The sequence below is a fragment of the Streptomyces sp. YGL11-2 genome, assembly GCF_050054615.1.
Taxonomy (GTDB): Bacteria; Actinomycetota; Actinomycetes; order Streptomycetales; family Streptomycetaceae; genus Streptomyces.
This window is the reverse complement of record NZ_JBNHIN010000016.1, coordinates 123,635-145,275: the sequence shown is the minus strand read 5'-3', so window position 1 is coordinate 145,275 and position 21,641 is coordinate 123,635. Positions and strand designations below refer to the sequence as shown.

Sequence of the window (21,641 nt, the reverse complement as noted above, 5' to 3'; positions counted from 1 at the left end):
ATCGCACCGCAGTTCCTCACCGGGCGAGTCTCCGCGCCGTCATGCCCCGAACAAGCCCTGCTGCCCGCTTCCACCCGTCTGCTGCTGCGGCGGGACCAGCCCCATGTGCGTCCAGGCGGCCGGGGTCGCGATCCGGCCACGCGGCGTACGGGCCAGCAGCCCCTCCCGTACGAGGAACGGCTCGGCGACCTCCTCGACCGTCTCGCGCTCCTCCCCCACCGCGACCGCCAGGGTGGACAGGCCCACCGGGCCGCCGCCGAACAGCTTGAGCAGGGCGGTGAGCACCGCCCGGTCGAGCCGGTCCAGACCGCGGCCGTCGACCTCGTAGACCCCCAGGGCCTGCGAGGCGATCTCGCGGGTGATCACCCCGTCCGCCTTGACCTGGGCGTAGTCGCGCACCCGGCGCAGCAGGCGGTTGGCGATCCGGGGCGTGCCCCGGGAGCGGCCGGCGATCTCGGCGGCGCCCTCGGTTTCTATGGCGACGTCGAGCAGACCGGCGGAGCGGTGGATCACGCGCTGGAGTTCGGCGGGGGCGTAGAACTCCATGTGGCCGGTGAAGCCGAAGCGGTCGCGCAGCGGCGGCGGCAGCAGGCCCGCCCGGGTCGTGGCGCCGACGAGCGTGAACGGGGGCAGCTCCAGAGGGATGGCGGTGGCGCCCGGGCCCTTGCCGACGATCACATCGACCCGGAAGTCCTCCATGGCCATGTAGAGCATTTCCTCGGCGGGCCGGGACATCCGGTGGATCTCGTCGAGGAAGAGGACCTCGCCCTCCTGGAGGGAGGAGAGGATCGCCGCGAGGTCGCCGGCGTGCTGGATGGCCGGGCCGGAGGTGATCCGGATCGGGGCGCCCATCTCGGCCGCGATGATCATCGAGAGGGTCGTCTTGCCCAGCCCGGGCGCCCCGGAGAGCAGCACGTGGTCGGCGGTGGCGCCGCGGGCGCGGGCCGCCTTCAGCACCAGGTCGAGCTGTTCGCGGACCCGCTCCTGGCCGACGAACTCCTCCAGGTCCTTGGGCCGGAGCGCGGCCTCGACGGCGGTGTCCTCGCCATCGGCGTCGGCCGCCACCAGCCGGTCGGCCGCGACGCCGGCGGCGTCCTCGGCGGTGGGCGGTGCGGTGTCGTCCCAGTTCACTGCGGATTGCCTCGCGGGGTCGGGGCGGCCGGGCCGCCTGCGTGGTCGTACGGTCGGGGGCGCGGGGCCCGGACGGCGGCGCGCCGGCCGCCGCCGGGGGCCGCCGGAGGCCGGGGCGTGCCGGTCATCGCGCCCGGTTCAGGGTCTGCAGCGCGGCCTTCAGCAGCTGCGGCACCTGCGGCTGACCGCCGGCGGCTGCCGCCGCCTCTGCCTGCGGGGTGACCGCGGCGACCGCCTCGTCCGCCTCGCGGGTGGCGTACCCCAGGCCGATCAGCGCGGCCTGGAGCTGATCGCGCCAGCCGGCGGTCACGGCGCTTCCGACGGCCGCCCGGCCGCCGCCGACCGGTGCGCCGAGCCGGTCCTTGAATTCCAGCAGCAGCTTCTGCGCGCCCTTCTTGCCGATGCCGGGCACGGCGGTCAGCGCCTTCTCGTCGCCCGTGGACACCGCGAGCCGCAGCGCGTCCGGGGAGTGCACGGCGAGCATGGCCTGGGCCAGCCGGGGGCCGACGCCGCTGGCGGTCTGCAGCAGCTCGAAGGTCTGCCGCTCGTCCTCGTCGGCGAAACCGTAGAGGGTGAGCGAGTCCTCGCGGACGACGAGGGAGGTGGCGAGCTTGGCCCGCGCTCCGACCCGCAGTCCGGACAGGGTGTTGGGCGTGCACTGGACGGCCATGCCGATACCGCCGACCTCGACGACGGCGGCGTCCGGAGCGAGGGCCGCGACCGGGCCGGAGACAAAGGCGATCATCGGGTGCCCTTCAGCGTGCGTACGGGTGCGGCGGCGCGGCGGGCCGCGGCGTGCGCCTGCTGGAGGCGGTTGACCGCGGGGGCGCGCCAGATGTGGCAGATGGCGAGCGCGAGGGCGTCGGCGGCGTCGGCCGGCTTGGGCGGTGCGTCCAGCCGCAGCAGGCGGGTGACCATCGCGCCGACCTGCGCCTTGTCGGCCCGGCCGGAGCCGGTCACCGCCGCCTTGACCTCGCTCGGGGTGTGCAGCGCGACCGGCAGCCCGCGGCGGGCGGCGCACAGCATGGCGACCGCGCTGGCCTGGGCGGTGCCCATGACCGTACGGACGTTGTGCTGGCTGAACACCCGCTCCACGGCGACGAATTCGGGGCGGTGCGCGTCGAGCCACTCGTCTATGCCACGCTCGATCAGCACGAGGCGGTGCGCGACATCCGCGTCCGCCGGGGTCCGTACGACGCCGACGCCGGCCATGGTGAGCGGCCGTCCCGCGACCCCGTCCACCACGCCGACCCCGCACCGCGTCAGCCCCGGGTCCACCCCCAGCACCTTCATCGGGCCCCGCCCCTCGCCGTTTTCGGTCGCCTGTTCCTGTGTTCCTGCAGGTTAGTGGCTGCCACTGACAAACGGACGGGCCGGCGGGGTGTGTCCCCGCCGGCCCGTCGTACGACCGTGAGTCGGCCCGCGCGTCAGGCGTCGACCTTCGCCATGACGTCATCGGACACGTCGAAGTTGGCGAAGACGTTCTGCACGTCGTCGCTGTCCTCCAGCGCGTCGATCAGCTTGAAGATCTTGCGTGCGCCCTCTTCCTCCAGCTCGACCTGCATGGTCGGGACGAAATTGGCGTCGGCCGAGTCGTAGTCGATGCCGGCCTCCTGGAGAGCGGTGCGCACCGCGACCAGGTCGGTGGCCTCGCTGAGCACCTCAAAGGACTCGCCGAGGTCGTTGACCTCCTCGGCACCGGCGTCCAGGACCGCGCCCAGCACGTCGTCCTCGGTCAGCTCGCCCTTGGGGACGATCACCACGCCCTTGCGGTTGAACAGGTACGACACCGAGCCCGGGTCGGCCATCGAGCCGCCGTTGCGGGTCATCGCGACGCGGACGTCGGACGCGGCACGGTTGCGGTTGTCGGTCAGGCACTCGATGAGCACCGCGACACCGTTGGGACCGTAGCCCTCGTACATGATCGTCTCGTAGTCGGCGCCACCGGCTTCGAGGCCGGCACCGCGCTTGAGCGCGGAGTCGATGTTCTTGTTCGGGACCGACTGCTTCTTGGCCTTCTGAATGGCGTCGTAGAGCGTCGGGTTGCCCTCAATGTCGGCGCCGCCCATGCGCGCCGCGACCTCGATGTTTTTGATCAGCTTCGCGAAGAGCTTGCCGCGCTTGGCATCGATCACGGCCTTCTTGTGCTTGGTCGTAGCCCATTTAGAGTGGCCGGACATCTGCCTGTCTCCTTCGCGTAACCCATGTCAGAAACGATCGCCTGAGATCCTACCGGGGATGCGTCAGGCCGCCGCACGCACCATGTCCACGAACAGCGCGTGGATCCGGTGGTCGCCGGTGAGTTCAGGGTGGAACGACGTGGCAAGGACGTTACCCTGCCGGACGGCCACCGTATGTCCACCGTACGTCGCCAGGACATCGACGGACGCCCCGATCGACTCGACCCACGGCGCCCGGATGAAGACGCCCTCGACCGGCCCGCCGGGGATGCCGGCGACCTCGACCGCGGCCTCGAAGGACTCGTTCTGCCGCCCGAAGGCGTTACGGCGCACGATCATGTCGACGCCGCCGAGCGTCTCCTGGTCGTCGCGGGCGTCCAGCAGCTTGTCGGCGACCATGATCATGCCGGCGCAGGTGCCGTAGACCGGCCGGCCCGCCTTCACGAACGCACGCAGCGGCTCCAACATGCCGAAGACGACGGCCAGTTTGGACATGGTGGTGGACTCGCCGCCGGGGATGACCAGGCCGTCGACCTCGGCCAGCTCCTCGGGGCGGCGGACCGGGCGTGCCTGGGCGCCGGCGTCCGCGAGCGCCTTGACGTGCTCGCGGACGTCGCCCTGGAGCGCCAGCACACCGATGGTGGGGGTGGTGCTCATCTCGGTAGGGGTCCTTACCAGCCGCGGTTGGCGTAGCGCTCGGCCTCGGGGAGGGTGTCGCAGTTGATGCCGACCATGGCCTCGCCCAGGTTGCGGGAGACGTCCGCGATGACCTTGGGGTCGTCGTAGAAGGTGGTGGCCTTCACGATCGCGGCGGCGCGCTTGGCCGGGTCGCCGGACTTGAAGATGCCGGAGCCGACGAAGACGCCCTCGGCACCGAGCTGACGCATCAGCGCGGCGTCGGCGGGGGTGGCGACACCACCGGCGGAGAACAGCACGACGGGCAGCTTGCCGAGCTCGGCGACCTCCTTGACCAGCTCGAACGGGGCGCGCAGCTCCTTGGCGGCGGCGTACAGCTCGTTGTTGTCGCAGCCGCGCAGCTTGGCGATCTCGCCCTTGATCTGGCGCAGGTGGCGGACCGCCTCGACGACGTTGCCGGTGCCGGCCTCGCCCTTGGAGCGGATCATGGCCGCGCCCTCGGCGATACGGCGCAGGGCCTCGCCGAGGTTGGTGGCACCGCAGACGAAGGGGGTGGTGAAGGCCCACTTGTCGGAGTGGTTGACCTCGTCGGCGGGGGTGAGGACCTCGGACTCGTCGATGTAGTCCACGCCGAGCGACTGGAGGACCTGGGCCTCGACGAAGTGGCCGATACGGGACTTGGCCATGACCGGGATCGAGACGGCTTCGATGATGCCGTCGATCATGTCCGGGTCGGACATACGGGCCACGCCCCCGTCCTTGCGGATGTCGGCCGGCACCCGCTCCAGGGCCATGACGGCGACGGCGCCGGCGTCCTCGGCGATCTTCGCCTCTTCCGGCGTGACGACGTCCATGATCACGCCGCCCTTGAGCTGCTCCGCCATGCCGCGCTTGACGCGCGCGGTTCCGGTCTCGGGGTTCTGGGGCGTGTTGGGCGTGCTGGACACGGTAGACCTCACTCAGTGCGGGTGGTTGCGCTTCGGCGCCCACACAACCGTTGGCCAGGGACCTGGGAAAAGGGCCAATTAGAGGCCGGTGGCTTGTCACGGGCCGGCGCACCGCGGTCCAGGCACACCGGCTCCCCGCCGCGCGGTGCCGGACCGGGCCGTCTCTTGGCCGGTCAGCTCCCCGCCGGCCGGCCGTCCATTACGGCCGGCGGCTCGTCGTCCATCTCGAAGGCCAGCGGGAACGGCGCGTGGCCGGCCAGCCGGAAATAGCGGACCACCCGGTGGCGGCGGACCGCGCGCGCGGCCCGTACGGCGTCGTTGTGGAACCGCCGCGCCATCGGGACCCGCCGGACCGCGGCGGTCAGCTCGGTGACCGTCCGCTCCCCGCCCGGCGCCTCCCGTACGGCCTCCAGCTGCGTCTCCTCCTCGAAGACGGCGCGCAGCGCCTGGCTCAGCTCGCTCTCCGCGACCTCGCGGTGGTCCTCCTCGGCCTGCCGGGCCTCGTGCGCGGCCTGGTAGAGCACGATCGACGCGGCCGGATCCAGCACGCCCGAGGTCCCGACCTCCTGCGCCACGGAGGCCCGCCGGAGCAGCTGGGCGTCCAGTGCCGCCCGGGCCGCGTCGATCCGCGCGTGCAGGCGGTCCAGGCGGCCCGCCGTCCAGCTCAGGTAGACGCCGATGAGGACGATCGCGGCGGCGATCCAGATCATGGTGGTCACGCCCCGTCACGTTACCCGCACGACGGCGCCCCGCCGTCCGCCCCCACCCGCCGAGGGACGCTCAGTCCTTGGCGAGCCACCTCCGGGCGCGCAGCCCGACCCGCTCGTCGGTGGCCACCGCGGACGCCCCCGTCGTCACCGTCTCGTACACCGCGAGGATGTCCGCGCCGACCGTCGTCCAGTCGAAGCGCCGCACGTGCTTGCTGCCGCGCTCGCGGAGTTCGGCCAGCCGCTCGGGACTGCCCAGCAGCCGCACCGCCGCGTCGGCCAGCGCCCGGGCGTCCTCGTTGGCGAACAGCTCGCCCGCCTCGCCCTGGTCCAGGACCTGGGAGAACGCGTCGAGGTCGCTGGCGAGCACCGGCGCGCCCGCGGACATCGCCTCCACGAGGATGATGCCGAAGGACTCGCCGCCCGTATTGGGGGCAACGTAGACGTCCACGCTGCGCAGCAGGCGCGCCTTGTCCTCGTCGCTGACCATGCCCAGGAACTCGACCCGGGAGCGCAGCTCGGCGGGCAGGCCGGCGACCGCCTCCTCCTCGTCGCCGCGGCCGGCGACCAGCAGCCGGGCGTCCGGGACCGCGTCGAGGATCGCCGGGAGCGCCTTCATCAGGACCGGCAGGCCCTTGCGGGGCTCGTCGATCCGGCCGATGAAGCCGAGGGTCCGGCCCTGCCACTCGGCCTTGGGCTCGGCCCGGGCGAAGAAGTCGACGTCCACGCCGTTGGGGATGACCACCGCGTCGCCGCCGAGGTGTTCGACGAGGGTGCGGCGGGCGTACTCGCTGACCGCGATGCGCGCGCTGATCTTCTCCAGGGCGGGCTGGAGGATCGGATACGCGGCGATCATGGCCCGGGAGCGCGGGTTGGAGGTGTGGAAGGTCGCCACGATCGGGCCCTGGGCCGCCCAGCAGGCGAGCAGGCCGAGGGACGGGGACGCCGGTTCGTGGATGTGGATGACGTCGAAGGCGCCGTTCTGGAGCCAGCGGCGGACCCGGGCGGCGGACAGGAAGCCGAAGTTGAGGCGGGCCACCGAGCCGTTGTACGGAACGGGGACGGCGCGGCCGGCCGAGACGACGTACGACGGCAGCGGGGTCTCGTCGTCCGCGGGGGCGAGGACCGAGACCTGGTGGCCGCGCCGGATCAGGTGCTCGGCCAGGTCCCGGATGTGGAACTGGACGCCACCGGGGACGTCCCAGGCGTAGGGGCAGACGATGCCGATTCTCACGGCGTCTCCGTTCCGGACGGCTCGGCCGCACGCGGCTCCAGGTCGGCGAGCCAGAGGCGCTGGAGCATGTGCCAGTCCTCGGGGTGGTCGGCGATACCGGAGGCGAAGGCGTCGGCGAGCTGCTGGGTCATCTGGGCGGCCTTCTCGGTACGGGTGCCGTTCTCCGGCACCTCGATCTCCGGGTGGACCCGGCCGCGCATGACGGGGGTGTCGTCGTACCAGAGGGTGACCGGCAGCAGCATCGCGCCGGTCTGGACGGCGAGCATCGCGGGACCGACCGGCATCTTCGTCGGCTCGCCGAAGAACTTCACCGGCATCCCGGAGCTGGACAGGTCACGGTCGGCGACCAGGCAGACCAGCCCGCCGGCCCGCAGCCGCCGGGCCAGGGTGCCGAAGGCGGCGCCGCCGGTGTGCGGCAGCACCTCCATGCCCAGGCCCTCCCGGTAGGCGACGAACCGGTCGTAGAGGCTCTCCGGCTTGAGGCGCTCGGCGACGGTGGTGAACGGGACGCCGAGCTTGGTGGTGACCCAGACGCCCGCGAGGTCGTAGTTGCCCATGTGGGGCAGCGCCAGGATCACGCCGCGCCCGCTCTTGAGCCCGTCCTCCAGGTAGTGCACGTCCTGGGGGGTGAATCCGGCCTTTATCCGCTCCTTGCTCCACGCCGGCAGCCGGAACGACTCCATCCAGTACCGCATGTACGAGCGCATCCCGGCCCGGGAGAGGGCGGCCAACCGCTGCGGGGAGGCGTCCGGGACGACCCGCGCGAGGTTCGCCTCAAGGCGCAGGACGCCCTTGCCGCGGCGCTTCCAGACCGCGTCGGCGATCTGCTGCCCCAGCCGTACGGCGACGCCTTCCGGCAGCTTCTTGACCGTGCTCCAGCCCAGGCCGTACAGCCCGTCGGTCAGCTTCCCGGTGTCGATCAGCGGTCCGCGTCCCATCAACCGTTCCCCCCTTGAGCGATGGCGTCGGCCTCGGCCGACTCCCGGCGTACCGTCACCACGCGCTGGCCGAGGGTGACCGCACTGCCGGCGGCGACGATCCACAGGGCGACCGGCAGCAGGACCTCCACGCCGGGCACCCCGAACTTGTGCAGCCCGGACAGACCGCAGGCGACCAGCGAGATGACCAGCCGCTCGGCGCGCTCCACCAGGCCGTTGACGTTCACCGGCAGCCCGATCGCCTCGCCGCGCGCCTTGGTGTACGACACGACCTGGCCGCTGGCCAGGCAGAAGATCGCGATCGCGCAGAGCGTCAGGTTGTCACCGCGTCCGGCGTACCACAGGGCCAGCCCGCCGAAGATCGCCGAGTCGGCGACCCGGTCGAGGGTGGAGTCCAGGAAGGCGCCCCACCGGCTGGACCGGCCCAGCTGTCGCGCCATGTTGCCGTCGACCAGGTCGGAGAAGACGAACAGCGTGATCACGACCGTGCCCCAGAAGAACTCGCCCTGGGGGTAGAAGATCAGGGCACCGGCCACCACACCGCCGGTCCCGACGAGGGTGACCGCGTCCGGGCTGACCCCGAGACGGATGAGCAGGGCGGCGAACGGTGTGAGAACACGCGTGAAGAACGCACGCGCGTACTTGTTCAGCATGACCTTCCCGGAGGGTCGATACGGGCCGCGCGGTCAAGGGGCCACCGGCTGGCCCATCGTAGCCAGGAGGCAACGGGGCACCGCGAACGCATCGCGGCGCGAGGTGCATGCCACGGCTCGGGCCCGCCGCCGCGCGCCGCGGCACGCACCCGCGGGCCCCGCAGGACGGCCGGACCGCCTCCTTGGAACGACGCGTCCGGTGTGCCATCTATGGACGCATCATGACCACGGTGGAAAGCTCGAATCACCGCAAAGTGTCGACCTGGAGGCGAGACACATGAGCGAGAAGTCGGGTACCAACCCAGGAGCCGCCGGAAGGGCGCCGGCGGCCGACCGGCCCACGGCCCTGCGCAATGTGGTGCTGGTCGGCCACAGCGGATCGGGGAAGACCACCCTCGTCGAGGCGCTCGCGCTGGCGTCCGGCGCGGTCAACCGAGCGGGACGCGTCGAGGACGGCGGCTGTCTCTCGGACTACGACGAGATCGAGCACCGCCAGCAGCGCTCCGTACAGCTCTCCCTCGTCCCGGTGGACTGGGGCGGGATCAAGATCAATCTGTTGGACACCCCCGGATACGCGGATTTCGTCGGGGAGCTCAGGGCCGGTCTGCGCGCGGCGGACGCGGCCCTCTTCGTTGTCTCGGCGGCCGACGGTGTGGCCGGCGCGACCCGGATGGTGTGGGACGAGTGCGCCGCGGTCGGGATGCCGCGCGCCCTGGTCGTCACGCATCTGGAAGCCGCCCGCTCCGACTTCGACGAGATGACCCGGCGCTGCGCCGCCACCCTCGGCGGCGAGGACCCGGACGCCGTACTCCCCCTCTACCTCCCCCTGTACGGCACACCGGGCGCCGACGGCCACGCCCCCGTACACGGCCTGATCGGCCTGCTCTCCCAGCGGGTCTTCGACTACTCCTCCGGCGAACGCACCGAGCGCGCGCCCACCGACGACGAGCTCCCGCTCATCGCGGCGGCCCGCAACCGCCTCATCGAGGGGATCATCGCCGAGAGCGAGGACGAATCCCTCATGGACCGCTATCTGGGCGGCGAGGAGATCGACATCAAGACGCTGATCGGCGACCTGGAGACGGCGGTCGCCCGCGGCTCCTTCCATCCCGTACTGGCCGCCGCCCCGGCCGCCGACGGCGCCAGGCAGGGGCTCGGCACCGTGGAGCTGCTGGAGCTGATCACCGGCGGCTTCCCCACCCCCGCCGAACGCGAGGCCCCCGCCGTCACCGGCACCGACGGCGCCCCGCGGCAGGCCCTGCGCTGCGACCCCGAGGGCCCGCTCGCCGCCGAGGTGGTCAAGACCTCCTCCGACCCGTACGTGGGCCGACTCTCCCTCGTCCGGGTCTTCTCCGGCACCCTGCGCCCCGACGAGACGGTGCACGTCTCCGGCCACGGCCTCCAGGACCGCGGCCACGAGGACCACGACGTGGACGAGCGGATCGGCGCGCTGTCCGGACCCTTCGGCAAGCAGCAGCGCCCGGTGTCCCAGGCGATCGCCGGCGATCTGGCGTGCGTGGCCAAGCTGACCCGTGCCGAGACCGGCGACACCCTCTCCGGCAGGGACGACCCGCTCCTGATGGAGCCCTGGACGATGCCGGACCCACTGCTGCCGGTCGCTATCGAGGCGCACAGCAAGGCCGACGAGGACAAGCTCTCCCAGGGCCTGGCCCGGCTCGTCGCGGAGGATCCCACGATGCGCCTGGAGCACAACCAGGACACCCGCCAGGTGGTCCTGTGGTGCCTGGGCGAGGCGCACGCCGATGTGGCGCTGGAGCGGCTGCGCTCCCGTTACGGCGTCCAGGTCGACACCGTCGCCCACCGGGTCCCGCTCCGGGAGACCTTCGGCGCGCCCGCCGCGGGCCGCGGCCGGCACGTCAAACAGTCCGGCGGGCACGGCCAGTTCGCGATCTGCGAGATCCAGGTCGACCCGCTACCCGGCGGCTCCGGCATCGAGTTCGTCGACAAGGTCGTGGGCGGCGCGGTCCCCCGGCAGTTCATCCCGTCCGTCGAGAAGGGCGTCCGCGCCCAGGCGGCACGCGGGCTCGCGGTCGGGCACCCGCTCGTCGACATCCGCGTCACGCTCCTCGACGGCAAGGCGCACTCGGTCGACTCCTCGGACGCCGCGTTCCAGGTGGCGGGCGCGCTGGCGCTGCGCGAAGCCGCCGCGGAGACCCGGATCGACCTCCTCGAACCGGTCGCCGAGGTACGCGTCCTGGTACCGGACGACTTCGTCGGCCCGGTGATGAGCGATCTGTCGGGCCGCCGCGGCCGGGTGGTGGGCACCGAGCAGTCCGGGCCCGGGCGCACTCTCATCCGCGCCGAGGTGCCCGAGATCGAGATCGGGCGCTACGCCGTCGATCTGCGCTCCCTCTCGCACGGCACCGGACGCTTCGGCCGCGGCTACCTGCGGCACGAGCCGATGCCCCCGCAGCTGGCCGCCAGGATGCGCGAACAAGCCGAGAACGGCGCGTAGTTAACGGTCAATCAGCCGCTGTCCGGCGCCACCCCCCTGGGCTGGACGGCGGCTGTACGCTGGGACTCTGCCGTAGAGCGCCGCGTTCCGCGACGGGAGCGTGCGGTCCGCGGCTCAGCAGGTGTGCCGTTAGCGGTAGTCGGGTAAAGAGCCGCATCACGGATGCGCGCGGTGAGGGGGGCGGTAGTGGCAGACGGCTATGACTTCAGTCCGGGGGCGCAGGTGCCGATCTCGGGCGGCGCCGGCCAGACGGCGGCGACCCAGGCACTGGCCTCGGCCGCCTACCGGGACAGCCCGCTCGCCGACATCTCCAAGGCCGACTCCGACTCCGGCGCCTCCGGCATCAAGAAGCCCAAGCTCTCGCTGTTCGCGCCGAACCTCGGCGAGGCGTTCTCCCGCGCCGTCCAGGTCCGGATGCTCGGCGGCGGGCGCAAAGCGCTCATCCAGTCCTTCGGGACGGAGCCGCAGACCATCGTCGAGCACTGCCTCTCGGCCACCCGCGTCCGCAAGCAGCGCGACACCCGGCTGACGCTCCTGATGGTGCTGTTCGGCCTGCTCTTCCTGCCCGGTGTGCTGCTGTGGCTGGGCGCCTTCCAGCTCCGCAAGATGTTCTCCAAGGACGGCGAGGGCAACGGCATCTCGCTCCTCGGCGGCGCCCTGCTGGTCCTGCTCGCCGGCGCCGCCCTCTTCTTCATGGTCAAGCTGCCGTTCACCGGCTTCTGGCCGCTGTACGCCCGCGGCATGATCGTCGCCCCGGTGGTCGGCTGGTGGTGGGCCAAGCAGATCTGCGAGAAGACCGCGGTGGACATGCGGGAGGCGTGGAAGGGGCTGCTCGAAGGCGGCGGCGTCGCCGCCAAGATCCCCGAGGCGGTGCCGCAGGACCCGAACCACACCTCCGCCGAGACCCTCCGGCACAATCTCGCCAAAGTCTCCGCCGAGCAGCGCAGCAACGTCGTCTTCTACGCCGGCCCCAAGGGCATACTCGGCATGGGTACCCGCTGGGGCAGCTGGCAGCTCGCCGAGGAGCTCCGGCCGGCCGAGGAGGGTACCGAGATCCACCCCTTCCGCAGCTGGGACGTCATCCGCGCGATCCACGACCGGCTGCGCCTCCTGGAACGCAGCCCGCTGCACACCGGCGGCTTCCAGCAGCCGCCCTCCGTGCGCCACTGGATCGTCGTCCCCGTGGGCGAGAAGGCCGGGGCGGTCGCCCGCCCGGAGGGCAGCCACGTCGAGGGGTACGAGGTCCGCGGCCACGAGATCGAGCGGATCTGCAACGAGCAGCAGTTCGGCGCCGGCAACCGCCACTACCTCGGCGTCCAGTTCGTCCTGTGGGACGGCCAGCTGGTGCTCACGCTCCTGATCACCGTCACCGTGCTGCACGAGACGCTGCGCATCGAGGTCAGCGGTCACGCCCTCGGTCCGGTCAACTCGCTCTTCACCAGCAAGCCGGAGCCCAAGACCAAGGACGTCGCCAAGGTCGTCCGGTTCTGGGAGACCAAGACCCAGACGCTGCCGCTGATCGAGCCGTTGGAGGTGGTCCGGCTCGCCGCCCGCGCCCCGCTGACGTGGTTCCCGCCCGTCCTGGACTTCCTCGGCGGCAAGCTCACCCTCCCCGAGCCGTTCGGCCTGCGCCATGTCTGGGCCGACAAGCCCTGGCGGCACCGCTTCATGGCGGACGACGCGCTGCGTGCCGCGACCCCGGTCCTGCGGGCGGTGCACGCCGCGGCCATGAGCGTCCTCAGGGAGAACGGCGTCGACACCGAGCGCTTCGACAACCGCTCGCTGGTCCTGAGCGGCATGGTGCAGGGCGTCGAACCGAGGAAGGCCGACGAGTACAACGCCTAGCGGAGCAGCCCCCCGCACGGACGGGCGCGGGCACGGCGGTGAACCGCCGTGCCCGCGCCCGTCCGGCGTTCGCCCCCTCGCCTAGCGGAAGATCCCGGTGTGCCCGAGNCCCCCCCCCCCCCCCCCCCCCCCCCCCCCCCCCCCCCCCCCCCCCCCCCCCCCCCCCCCCCCCCCCCCCCCCCCCCCCCCCCCCCCCCCCCCCCCCCCGTCCGGCGTTCGCCCCCTCGCCTAGCGGAAGATCCCGGTGTGCCCGAGCGAGTACCGCCCCGGCTGCGGGTACACCGCCAGTCCGTGCGGCCCCAGCCCCACCTTGATCTTCGCCAGGGTCTTCCCGGTGTGGGTGTCGAGCGCGTACACCTCGGAGTTGTAACGCCCGGACAGCCACAGCACGTTGCCGTCCGCCGAGACGCCGCCCATGTCCGGGCTGCCGCCGCCGCGGATGTGCCACTTGTCGACCAGCTCGCCGGTCCTGAAGTCCAGCAGCGAGATGGACCCCTCACCCCGGTTGGAGATGTACATGGAGCGCGAATCCCGGCTGACGTAGAGGCCGTGCGTCCCCTTGCCGGTCGGCAGCAGCTTCGGGCGGCCGAAGGTGTCGCCGTTCAGGACCCAGACGCCGTCGGCCATCATGTCGGCGACGTACCAGGTCTTGCCGTCCGGCGAGATCTTCACGTCCTGCGGCATCGCCCCCTCGAACGGCAGCTTCTGCTGGCCGACCACCTCCATCTTCGCGGTGTCGACCTTGAGCAGCTCACCGGAGAACTCGCAGGAGACGATGAAGTACTTGCCGTCCGGCGAGAAGTCGGCGTGGTTGACACCCGCGCAGCTGACCGGGAGGGCCTTGCGGACCTTCATGGTGTGCGGGTCCCGGAAGACCAGCTGCCTGTCCATCGAGGCCATCACGACCGCGTACTTCCCGTCGGGCGTGAAGTACAGGTTGTACGGGTCGTGGACCTTCACCGGCTTGCCGGCCTTGCCGGTCGCCGGGTCGATCGGGGTCAGGTCGTGCCCCCGGTCGTTGTTGACCCACAGCGTCTTCATGTCCCAGGACGGCACCACGTGCTGCGGTTGCACCCCCACCGGGATCGTCTCGATGACCTTGTACGTCTTCGGATCGATCACGCTGACCGTGTCCGAGCCGGTGTTGGGCACGTACACCCGCGAGGGGAAGTCCTTGACCTGCGGTGCCAGCCGGTTGGGCCGGTCCGCCGCGTACAGGTCGCGCGCGTCCAGCGGCGGCGGCATCCCCGGCAGCCCCTGCTGGACGGCCTGGCGCGGCGCCTGCCCGGCGGACTGCGGGGTTTCGCCGGCGGACCCCTCGCCGCCGCTGCCGCAGCCCGCCGCCAGCAGCGCGCAGGCCACGGCGAACAGTGCGGCCCGGCGCACGGGGCGGGCCGCCCGGGAGCCGGTCGTGCGGACGGGGATACGGTTCCGGTCAGCCATCAGGTCACTAGCTCCGTTGTCGTCACCGCGCGCAGACCGCGCCGGCGGAGGCCGTCGAGGATCGGGGGCAGCGCGGCCACCGTGCCGGCGTGCCCGAGATGGAGACTCACGATCGAGCCCGGCCGCACGCCGTCCAGGACCGTGCGCCGGACCGCCGCGGCACCGGGGTCGTTCGCGTCGAGGGAGTCCAGGTCGTACGACAGGACGTGCGGATAGCCCACCTTGCGGGCCAGCCGGATCACCTGCTGGGTGGCCCGCTGGGTCTGCGAGGGGCGGAACCAGCTGCCGATGCTGCCGGTGAGCTTGCGCAGCCGTTCGGCGCACTGACTGATCTCGGCGTAGGCGGCGGCCTCCGGCAGCGCACAGATCGCGCGGTGGTGCATCGTGTGGTTGCCCAGCTCATGGCCGCCGTCCAGAATCCGGCGGGCCATCGCCGGCTGCTCGTCGAGCCAGTCGCCGACGACCAGCACGGTGACCTTGGCGCCGGCTCGTTCGACCTCGCCCAGCAGCGCGTTCGCCAGCTTGGGGTCGCCTCTGCCGTGGAAGGTCAGGGCCACGGCGCGGCCGTCCCGCGGCCCGTTCTCGATCTCGACGGGCCGGCCCGGCGCGCGGGTCGGCGGCCGGGCGGCGGGTACCCGGGCGGATCCGGACCGGCCCGCTCCGGAGGGTCCCGGTCCGGCGGAGGACCGGGGGGCGGACGACGAGGTGTCCGTCCCCCGGTGCGGGTCACAGCCCGACGCGAGCGCACCGGCGGCCGCGGCGGAGGCGGCCGCGCGCAGCACGGAGCGACGATCTAGGGAAGTCACCACCCCATTAGAGAGGCAAATTTTCCCAATCGGGGCGATCTATAGGATTCATCCGGGTGCGTGTCGCCTCGTTCACCCGGCGCGCACGGCGCCTACGCCGGCCAGGCCGCGGCGAGCATCGCGCGGGTGTCGGCGAGGAGTTGGGGCAGTACCTTGGTGTGCCCGACCACCGGCATGAAGTTGGTGTCTCCGCCCCAGCGGGGGACGACGTGCTGGTGCAGGTGGGCCGCGATCCCGGCGCCCGCGACCGCCCCCTGGTTCATGCCGATGTTGAAACCGTGCGCCCCGGACGCCGTGCGCAGCGCGGTCATCGCCCGCTTGGTGAACTCGGCCAGCTCCGCGGTCTCGGCGCCGTCCAGCTCGGTGAAGTCGGCGACGTGCCGGAACGGGACGACCATGAGGTGCCCGCCGTTGTACGGATACAGGTTCAGCACCGCGTAGACCCGCTCGCCGCGCGCGACCACGAGCCCGTCCTCGTCCGACTTCGCCGGAATCGCGCAGAACGGACAGCCGTCGTCGGCCCCCGGGCCGCTCGGCTTGTTCTCCCCCTGGATGTACGCCATCCGGTGGGGCGTCCACAGGCGCTGAAAGGCGTCCTGCGTCCCGACTCCGATCTGCTGCTCCGGCTCACTCGTCATGTTGGGAAGCATATTCTCCCGCGGCCAGGGGGGAAGCGGCGAGGGGCGGTCCCGACCGGGACCGCCCCTCGTGAAGACCGCTGCGTCACACCTGGACGCGACGCTCCACCACGTCCAGGAGCTTGGCCAGCGCCTCGTCCTTGGGGATGCCGTTCTCCTGCGACCCGTCGCGGTAGCGGAACGACACCGCCCCGGCGGCCAGGTCCTCGTCACCGGCCAGGATCATGAACGGCACCTTGGCCTTCTGCGCGTTCCTGATCTTCTTCTGCATCCGGTCCGAGGAGGAGTCCACCTCGACCCGCAGCCCCTTGGCCTTCGCCTCTGCGGCGAACTCCTCCAGGTACGGGACGTGGGCGTCGCCGATCGGGATGCAGGTGGCCTGCACCGGCGCCAGCCACGCCGGGAAGGCGCCCGCGTAGTGCTCCAGGAGCACGCCGAAGAACCGCTCGATCGAACCGAACAGCGCGCGGTGCAGCATGACCGGCTGCTGCTTGGAGCCGTCGGCCGCCGTGTACTCCAGACCGAACCGCTTCGGCTGGTTGAAGTCGACCTGGAGGGTCGACATCTGCCAGGACCGGCCGATCGCGTCCTTGGCCTGCACGGAGATCTTCGGCCCGTAGTACGCGGCGCCGCCCGGGTCGGGGACCAGCGGCAGGCCCTGCTTCTCGGCCGCCTGGCGCAGCGCCTCGGTGGCCTCCTCCCAGTCCTCGTCCGAGCCGATGAACTTGTCCGAGTCGTCGCGGGTGGACAGCTCCAGCTCGAACTCGGTCAGGCCGTAGTCACGCAGCAGATCGAGCACGAAGGTCAGGAGCGTGTCGAGCTCCTGCGGCATCTGCTCCTTGGTGCAGTAAATGTGCGAGTCGTCCTGGGTGAAGCCACGCGAGCGGGTCAGGCCGTGCACGACGCCGGACTTCTCGTAGCGGTAGACCGTGCCGAACTCGAAGAGGCGCAGGGGCAGTTCACGGTAGGAACGGCCACGGGACTTGAAGATCAGGTTGTGCATCGGGCAGTTCATCGCCTTGAGGCGGTAGTGCTGCTCGTCGAACTCGATGGCCGGGAACATCGAGTCGCCGTAGTGCGGCAGATGCCCGGAGATCTCGAAGAGGCGCTCCTTCGAGAGGTGCGGGGTGTTCACGAACTCGTAGCCGGAGACCTCGTGCCGCCTGCGGGAGTAGTCCTCCATCACCTTGCGGACGACGCCGCCCTTGGGGTGGAAGACGGCGAGACCGGGGCCCAGCTCCTCCGGGAAGGAGAACAGGTCCAGCTCGGCGCCGAGCTTGCGGTGGTCGCGCTTCTCGGCCTCGGCGAGGAACTCCAGGTACGCCTTGAGCTCGTCTTTGGTCGGCCACGCGGTGCCGTAGATCCGCTGCAGCTGCTTGTTCTTCTCGCTGCCCCGCCAGTACGCGGCGGCCGAGCGCATCAGCTTGAACGCGGGGATGGCGCGGGTGCTGGGCAGGTGCGGACCGCGGCAGAGGTCCTTCCAGCACAGCTCGCCGCTCTTGGCGTCCAGGTTGTCGTAGATGGTCAGCTGGCCGGCGCCGACCTCGGCGGAGGCGCCCTCTGCGGCGTCCGCGGCGGAGCCCTTGAGCCCGATCAGTTCGAGCTTGTAGGGCTCGTCGGCCAGCTCCTCGCGCGCGGCCTCGTCGCTGACCGCCCGGCGCGCGAACTTCTGCCCACGCTTCTGGATCTCCTGCATCTTCTTCTCGATGCGCTTGAGATCGTCCGGGTGGAAGGGGGTCTCGACGTCGAAGTCGTAGTAGAAGCCGTCCTTGATGGGCGGGCCGATGCCGAGCTTGGCCTCGGGGAAGAGCTCCTGCACGGCCTGCGCCATCACGTGCGCGGTGGAGTGCCGGAGGATGTTGAGACCGTCCTCGGAGGTGATCTCGACGGCCTCGACGACATCGCCCTCGGCGAGTTCGTAGGCCAGGTCCTTGAGCTCGCCGGCCACCCGCGCGGCGACGACGCTGCGCTCGCCCTGGAAGAGGTCGGCGGCCGTAGTGCCCGTGGTCACCACGCGTTCGTCCCGCTCGGAATCGCGTTGGATGGTCACACGGACGTCTGACACCGGTCGCTCCTGACTCATGTCTCTCTCGCGGCAGCGATTGCTGCGCCCACGAATCGTACCGAGCCGGTGGACCACACCGCGAAACGGTTTCCCCGCCGCCCGTTCACCCGTCGGCCGACGGACCGCCGCACGCCTCCTCGAAGGTGTCGAAGTTCTCCTGGAGGGACTTCAGCAGCCGGTCCCGATCGGCCTCGTCGACCTGGACGGGCGTGACGTCCCGGCCGCCGGTGATCCGGCGGAAGCCGCCCCGGCTCTCCAGCCGCCCGCTGACCCGGATCGGCAGCCCCACCAGATGCGCATGCGCCGCGATCCGGTAGTCCTCCTCCCCCAGGGCGACCCGCACCTGCCCCACGTCCGCCCCGTTGACCACGCGCAGCCGCACCGCGCCCGGACCGCCCGGCCGCTCCCTGCGCAGCCGTACGACGGCGCCGGTCACCTGCACCGGCAGCGACGGCTCCTCTCGGACATAGCGCCGCGCGGCCTGCTGGAGCGCGGGCAGGTCGCCGGGGGAGAACTCGACCGGTTCGGGGTGTGCCGGGCAGCCGGCCGGGGCGCCGGCCGCCGGCGACCACTCGACCGTGATCCGCACCCCCTCCGCGTCCCGCACCAGCGCGATCAGCGCCTGCGCCAGCTCGTGGCAGACGCCCAGTCCCACGGCCGCGTCGAACGCCTCCATGCCGCCGGTCGCGCGCTGGTAGTCGGTGGCGTCACGGGCCGCGTGCAGCGCCCGCTGGAGGCCGGCCACCGCTCCGCGGCCGGCCTCCACGGGGACGAACGCGGCCAGGTGCCGCCCGGCCGGCGCCGGACCGACCAGCACCTGGCCCAGGAACCCCTCGGCCTGCCGCTTGTGCCGCGCGCCGTAATAGCCGGCCCGGGCGTACGTGGCCAGCGCGCCGGCGGTCAGCATGGCGCGCGCCGCGCCGCGCAGCTGCTCCTGCGCCACCCAGTGCGCCGTCCCCGAGCCGTCGTCGGGGATGTCGCGCTCCCAGCGGACCTCGTCGCTGGGCACCGCGAGCCCCACCAGCACCTCGCGGGCCGAGGGCGCGGCACTGCGCTCCAGCGCCGCCAGCGCCTCGGCCAGCAGCTCGGCACTGTCGGGGAAGCGGCGGTCGTGCGGCACCAGCAGGCTGGTGCCGGCCACCTCGCCCGGGGGCGTCCACCGGGCGTAGTGACCGAGCGCGCCGCCCCTGCGCCGCCAGCCGTGCCGGGCCAGCAGGGCGCTCAGCACCGCGGGGTCGAGCTGTGCGGCGTCCAGGGGCCGCACGCCGTATTCATCGGTCGGCCGGTACATCAGGGTCTCCCTCCCGCCCCGACCCGCGTCATGATCTCGCAGAGCGCGCGGTCGTCGAAGATCCGCGTGGTCGGGATCCGCACAGTGGTCCTGCGCCGGCCGGTCACCGGATGGCCGGCGAGATTGATCCAGTAGCAGCAGTGCCGCAGTTCGAGGTGGTCGTGCCCGGCCCGGAGCCAGTTCTCCGGCTGCCGCGGGACGAGCATCACGACCAGGATCTTGTGCACCGATACGGGCGTGCGGGCCAGCTTTCTCAGGTGGTCGTTGTCGAGCGTGAACGCGAACGTCGGCCCCGGCGGGCGCGGGGCGGTCTGGTAGGTGCACTTGAGCTGGACCTTGATGGTCACCTCGTCGTCGACGGTGTGGCCGGGCGCGCCGTGGCTGACGTGCCAGTCGATTCCGTTGTCCGGGAAGGGCTGCGCCAGCGAGCATCCGGAGGCGGCGGCGATCGCGTGCAGGTAGCCGACCTGGAGGGTCTCCATGCAGGCGGTGGTGGCGAGTCCACCGCGCTGCGGTGCGGTCGCGGGCCGGGGGTACCTCTCGGTTGCCGGGGTGAGCCCGCCCGGTTCGGGCTGCGCGAGCGTCATCGCAGGGGCCTTCCGGGCTGTGCTGTTCGCTGCGTGGGATGACGGGGAGGCGGCCGGTGCGTACCGGGCCACCGGACCGCGCGGTCGGCGGCGGCCCGTCCCTGTGGTTGTCTCCGCGTCAAGTGGTCCGCAAACCAGGACGGTTCGAGCACCGTACGGCTCGGGTATCACCAGCTCGGGTGGCGTGCACCGTCATCCCCCGCACGACCGGGAGGAGTTGGCATGACACCGAGCTGGTACGACGGTCCGCTCGCCGCCTTCGACACCGAGACGACGGGCATCGACGTGGAACGCGATCGCATCGTCTCCGCCGCCCTGGTGGTCCAGGAAACCCCGCGCTCCGCCCCGCGCGTGACCCGCTGGCTGATCAATCCGGGCGTCGAGATACCGGCAGCCGCGATCGAGGTGCACGGTCTGACGGCCGATCATCTGGCACTGTACGGCCGGTGGCCGGCGCCGGTGCTGGAGGAGGTCGCCCGCGCGCTGGCCACCCAGTCGGTGGCCGGCCGCCCGCTGGTGGTGATGAACGCCCCGTTCGATCTCACGCTCCTGGAACGGGAGTTGAAGCGCCATCGCGCCAGCTCGCTCGCCGCCTATCTCGGCGCGCACCCGCTGCACGTCCTCGACCCCCGCGTCCTGGACAAGCACCTGGACCGCTACCGCAAGGGCCGCCGCACCCTCACCGACCTGTGCGCGCACTACGAGGTCGAGCTGACCGACGCCCATGAGGCGGCAGCGGACGCGCTCGCCGCGCTGCGCGTCGTCCGGGCCCTGGGCCAGCGCTTCGCCGACCGGCTGCAGGGCATCCAGCCGGCGGAGCTGCACACCCGCCAGGCGCTCTGGTACGCCGCCCAGGCGCGGGGGCTCCAGGCGTGGTTCGCCCGCAGCGGCTCCCCGGAGACCGTCGATCCCCATTGGCCGCTGCGCCCCGAACTCCCCGCCGCGGCCTGACGCCGGTACGGAATTCCGAGCCGCTCCGCGCCGGCGCCGCAGCGGAATTCCAGCTCCGCGGCACCCGCCGTCCGGCGCCCGAAAAACAGAAAAGGGCCGCCTGTTGGCGGCCCGATTCATGATCCCGGTGGGCGATACTGGGTTCGAACCAGTGACCTCTTCGGTGTGAACGAAGCGCTCTCCCACTGAGCTAATCGCCCGGGCGTCGGCGGGGTTTCCCTCGCGAACGACCTGAACGATACAGGTCGCCACGGCCTTCCTTCAAATTCCCTTCCCCACTCCCCTCACCCCCGGGCGAGCCAGGCCGCCAGTCCGCGCCGCCCGGCCCGCATCATCAACGCGTGATTGACCAGGAACAGCGGCCGTCCCAGCAGCGCCCAGCGCCGCAGCAGCGGTTTGCAGACCTCCACGTCCTGCTCGAAGACCGCCCGGGTGCCACCCTCCCCCGGTACGACCGTCCAGCGCGCCCAGCCGTCCAGGTCCCCGCGCATCGCTATCTCCAGCACCCCGGCCCCGGGGTCCCGCACGACCTCGGAGGCCACCACCTCCAGTTGGTACGGCAGAAAGGACCGGAACCGGGCCGTCCCACTCCGCTCGTCGATCGGAGCCACCTCCCGCACCTGCGGCCACCAGTGGGGATACGCCTCGGCGCGTTCCAGCACGGCGTAGACGACGGCGGGCGGGGCGTTCAGCAGCCATACGCTGCGGAAGCGGTAGCGATGCAGACGGCGCGGACGGCCGGACCAGTCGGGCATGATCCCAGTGTGCGCCCCGCGGCCGCCGAAAAGGCTCAACAACCGCAACGGCCCGGAGACTTGATGTCTCCGGGCCGTCGTCCGGGGTGGGCGATACTGGGTTCGAACCAGTGACCTCTTCGGTGTGAACGAAGCGCTCTCCCACTGAGCTAATCGCCCGGCGCATCGCCAACATTACCCCACGTCGGGAGGCACTTCCGACCACCGCCGGAGCGGCTCCCCGTCCGCCACGCCGCGGCGACCGGACGGACCCGAACGACATCCGGCACCCGCATCCCGTCACCCGAATCGCCCAACCCGCGAAGATCACCGTCCGACCGGCCCCGCCTCCCATTACGCTGCGTATTTGGAGCGCACA

At 71.9% G+C, this 21,641-nt stretch carries 20 protein-coding genes and 2 tRNA genes; 3 read left to right on the top strand and 19 right to left on the bottom strand.

Annotated elements, in window-relative coordinates; genetic code table 11:
- Nucleotides 1-39 precede the first annotated feature (39 nt).
- From ruvB to pgsA, 10 genes are all read right to left on the bottom strand, one after another.
- A complete protein-coding gene (gene ruvB, locus ACO1BR_RS20165; protein ID WP_426796453.1) occupies nucleotides 40-1,131 on the bottom strand; it encodes a Holliday junction branch migration DNA helicase RuvB in 1,092 nt (363 codons plus the stop codon).
- A gap of 124 nt (nucleotides 1,132-1,255) precedes the next feature.
- Nucleotides 1,256-1,876, bottom strand: a complete 621-nt coding sequence (ruvA, locus tag ACO1BR_RS20160; protein ID WP_426796452.1) for a Holliday junction branch migration protein RuvA — start codon at nucleotides 1,874-1,876, stop codon at nucleotides 1,256-1,258.
- Nucleotides 1,873-2,424, bottom strand: a complete 552-nt coding sequence (gene ruvC, locus ACO1BR_RS20155) for a crossover junction endodeoxyribonuclease RuvC (protein WP_426796451.1) — start codon at nucleotides 2,422-2,424, stop codon at nucleotides 1,873-1,875. Before ruvC ends, ruvA begins: the two co-directional genes overlap by 4 nt.
- A gap of 134 nt (nucleotides 2,425-2,558) precedes the next feature.
- Complete coding sequence (locus ACO1BR_RS20150; protein WP_426796450.1) at nucleotides 2,559-3,311, bottom strand: YebC/PmpR family DNA-binding transcriptional regulator; 753 nt, start codon at nucleotides 3,309-3,311, stop codon at nucleotides 2,559-2,561.
- A 63-nt stretch (nucleotides 3,312-3,374) separates the two neighbouring features.
- Nucleotides 3,375-3,968, bottom strand: coding sequence for a pyridoxal 5'-phosphate synthase glutaminase subunit PdxT (gene pdxT, locus ACO1BR_RS20145; RefSeq protein ID WP_426796449.1), 594 nt, complete (start codon nucleotides 3,966-3,968; stop codon nucleotides 3,375-3,377).
- A gap of 14 nt (nucleotides 3,969-3,982) precedes the next feature.
- Nucleotides 3,983-4,894: a pyridoxal 5'-phosphate synthase lyase subunit PdxS gene (pdxS, locus tag ACO1BR_RS20140; RefSeq protein WP_159504810.1), complete on the bottom strand. Its 912-nt coding sequence runs from the start codon at nucleotides 4,892-4,894 to the stop codon at nucleotides 3,983-3,985.
- A gap of 173 nt (nucleotides 4,895-5,067) precedes the next feature.
- Nucleotides 5,068-5,613 (bottom strand): hypothetical protein, encoded by a 546-nt coding sequence (locus tag ACO1BR_RS20135; protein WP_426796448.1) that lies wholly within the window; start codon nucleotides 5,611-5,613, stop codon nucleotides 5,068-5,070.
- A gap of 61 nt (nucleotides 5,614-5,674) precedes the next feature.
- Entirely contained in the window at nucleotides 5,675-6,835 is a 1,161-nt protein-coding gene (locus ACO1BR_RS20130) for a glycosyltransferase family 4 protein (protein WP_426796447.1), read from the bottom strand.
- Nucleotides 6,832-7,773 (bottom strand): phosphatidylinositol mannoside acyltransferase, encoded by a 942-nt coding sequence (locus tag ACO1BR_RS20125; protein WP_159504807.1) that lies wholly within the window; start codon nucleotides 7,771-7,773, stop codon nucleotides 6,832-6,834. Before ACO1BR_RS20125 ends, ACO1BR_RS20130 begins: the two co-directional genes overlap by 4 nt.
- Nucleotides 7,773-8,426, bottom strand: a complete 654-nt coding sequence (gene pgsA / locus ACO1BR_RS20120; RefSeq protein ID WP_426796446.1) for a phosphatidylinositol phosphate synthase — start codon at nucleotides 8,424-8,426, stop codon at nucleotides 7,773-7,775. Before pgsA ends, ACO1BR_RS20125 begins: the two co-directional genes overlap by 1 nt.
- A 277-nt stretch (nucleotides 8,427-8,703) precedes the next feature.
- Here pgsA and ACO1BR_RS20115 point away from each other — a divergent pair, with 277 nt between their 5' ends.
- Nucleotides 8,704-10,902 (top strand): elongation factor G-like protein EF-G2, encoded by a 2,199-nt coding sequence (locus ACO1BR_RS20115; RefSeq protein WP_426796445.1) that lies wholly within the window; start codon nucleotides 8,704-8,706, stop codon nucleotides 10,900-10,902.
- Between the two features lie 162 nt (nucleotides 10,903-11,064).
- Entirely contained in the window at nucleotides 11,065-12,747 is a 1,683-nt protein-coding gene (locus ACO1BR_RS20110) for a hypothetical protein (protein WP_426796444.1), read from the top strand.
- Between the two features lie 228 nt (nucleotides 12,748-12,975).
- Here ACO1BR_RS20110 and ACO1BR_RS20105 read toward each other — a convergent pair whose 3' ends face one another.
- From ACO1BR_RS20105 to ACO1BR_RS20080, 6 genes are all read right to left on the bottom strand, one after another.
- Nucleotides 12,976-14,190 (bottom strand): hypothetical protein, encoded by a 1,215-nt coding sequence (locus ACO1BR_RS20105; protein WP_426796443.1) that lies wholly within the window; start codon nucleotides 14,188-14,190, stop codon nucleotides 12,976-12,978.
- Nucleotides 14,190-14,996 (bottom strand): polysaccharide deacetylase family protein, encoded by an 807-nt coding sequence (locus tag ACO1BR_RS20100; protein WP_426796442.1) that lies wholly within the window; start codon nucleotides 14,994-14,996, stop codon nucleotides 14,190-14,192. Before ACO1BR_RS20100 ends, ACO1BR_RS20105 begins: the two co-directional genes overlap by 1 nt.
- A 92-nt stretch (nucleotides 14,997-15,088) precedes the next feature.
- Nucleotides 15,089-15,646: an HIT family protein gene (locus ACO1BR_RS20095; protein WP_426796441.1), complete on the bottom strand. Its 558-nt coding sequence runs from the start codon at nucleotides 15,644-15,646 to the stop codon at nucleotides 15,089-15,091.
- A 73-nt stretch (nucleotides 15,647-15,719) separates the two neighbouring features.
- On the bottom strand, nucleotides 15,720-17,699 hold the full coding sequence (thrS, locus tag ACO1BR_RS20090) for a threonine--tRNA ligase (RefSeq protein ID WP_426796440.1): 1,980 nt from the start codon (nucleotides 17,697-17,699) through the stop codon (nucleotides 15,720-15,722).
- Nucleotides 17,700-17,802: 103 nt separating this feature from the next.
- Nucleotides 17,803-18,990, bottom strand: coding sequence for a hypothetical protein (locus ACO1BR_RS20085; RefSeq protein WP_426796439.1), 1,188 nt, complete (start codon nucleotides 18,988-18,990; stop codon nucleotides 17,803-17,805).
- Nucleotides 18,990-19,577 (bottom strand): DUF4365 domain-containing protein, encoded by a 588-nt coding sequence (locus ACO1BR_RS20080; protein WP_426796438.1) that lies wholly within the window; start codon nucleotides 19,575-19,577, stop codon nucleotides 18,990-18,992. Before ACO1BR_RS20080 ends, ACO1BR_RS20085 begins: the two co-directional genes overlap by 1 nt.
- A gap of 222 nt (nucleotides 19,578-19,799) precedes the next feature.
- Between ACO1BR_RS20080 and ACO1BR_RS20075 the strand changes: the two genes are divergently transcribed.
- The gene (locus ACO1BR_RS20075) at nucleotides 19,800-20,528 is read left to right on the top strand and encodes an exonuclease domain-containing protein (RefSeq protein ID WP_426796437.1); all 729 of its coding nucleotides are present in this window, start codon (nucleotides 19,800-19,802) and stop codon (nucleotides 20,526-20,528) included.
- A gap of 128 nt (nucleotides 20,529-20,656) precedes the next feature.
- Here ACO1BR_RS20075 and ACO1BR_RS20070 read toward each other — a convergent pair.
- The 3 genes from ACO1BR_RS20070 to ACO1BR_RS20060 all read right to left on the bottom strand — a co-directional run bounded on the left by ACO1BR_RS20070 (nucleotide 20,657) and on the right by ACO1BR_RS20060 (nucleotide 21,442).
- Nucleotides 20,657-20,728 (bottom strand) — tRNA-Val (locus ACO1BR_RS20070).
- Nucleotides 20,729-20,812: 84 nt separating this feature from the next.
- Entirely contained in the window at nucleotides 20,813-21,283 is a 471-nt protein-coding gene (locus ACO1BR_RS20065; RefSeq protein WP_426796436.1) for an SRPBCC family protein, read from the bottom strand.
- 87 nt (nucleotides 21,284-21,370) lie between these two features.
- Nucleotides 21,371-21,442, bottom strand: a tRNA-Val gene (locus ACO1BR_RS20060).
- Between the last annotated feature and the right edge of the window lie 199 nt (nucleotides 21,443-21,641).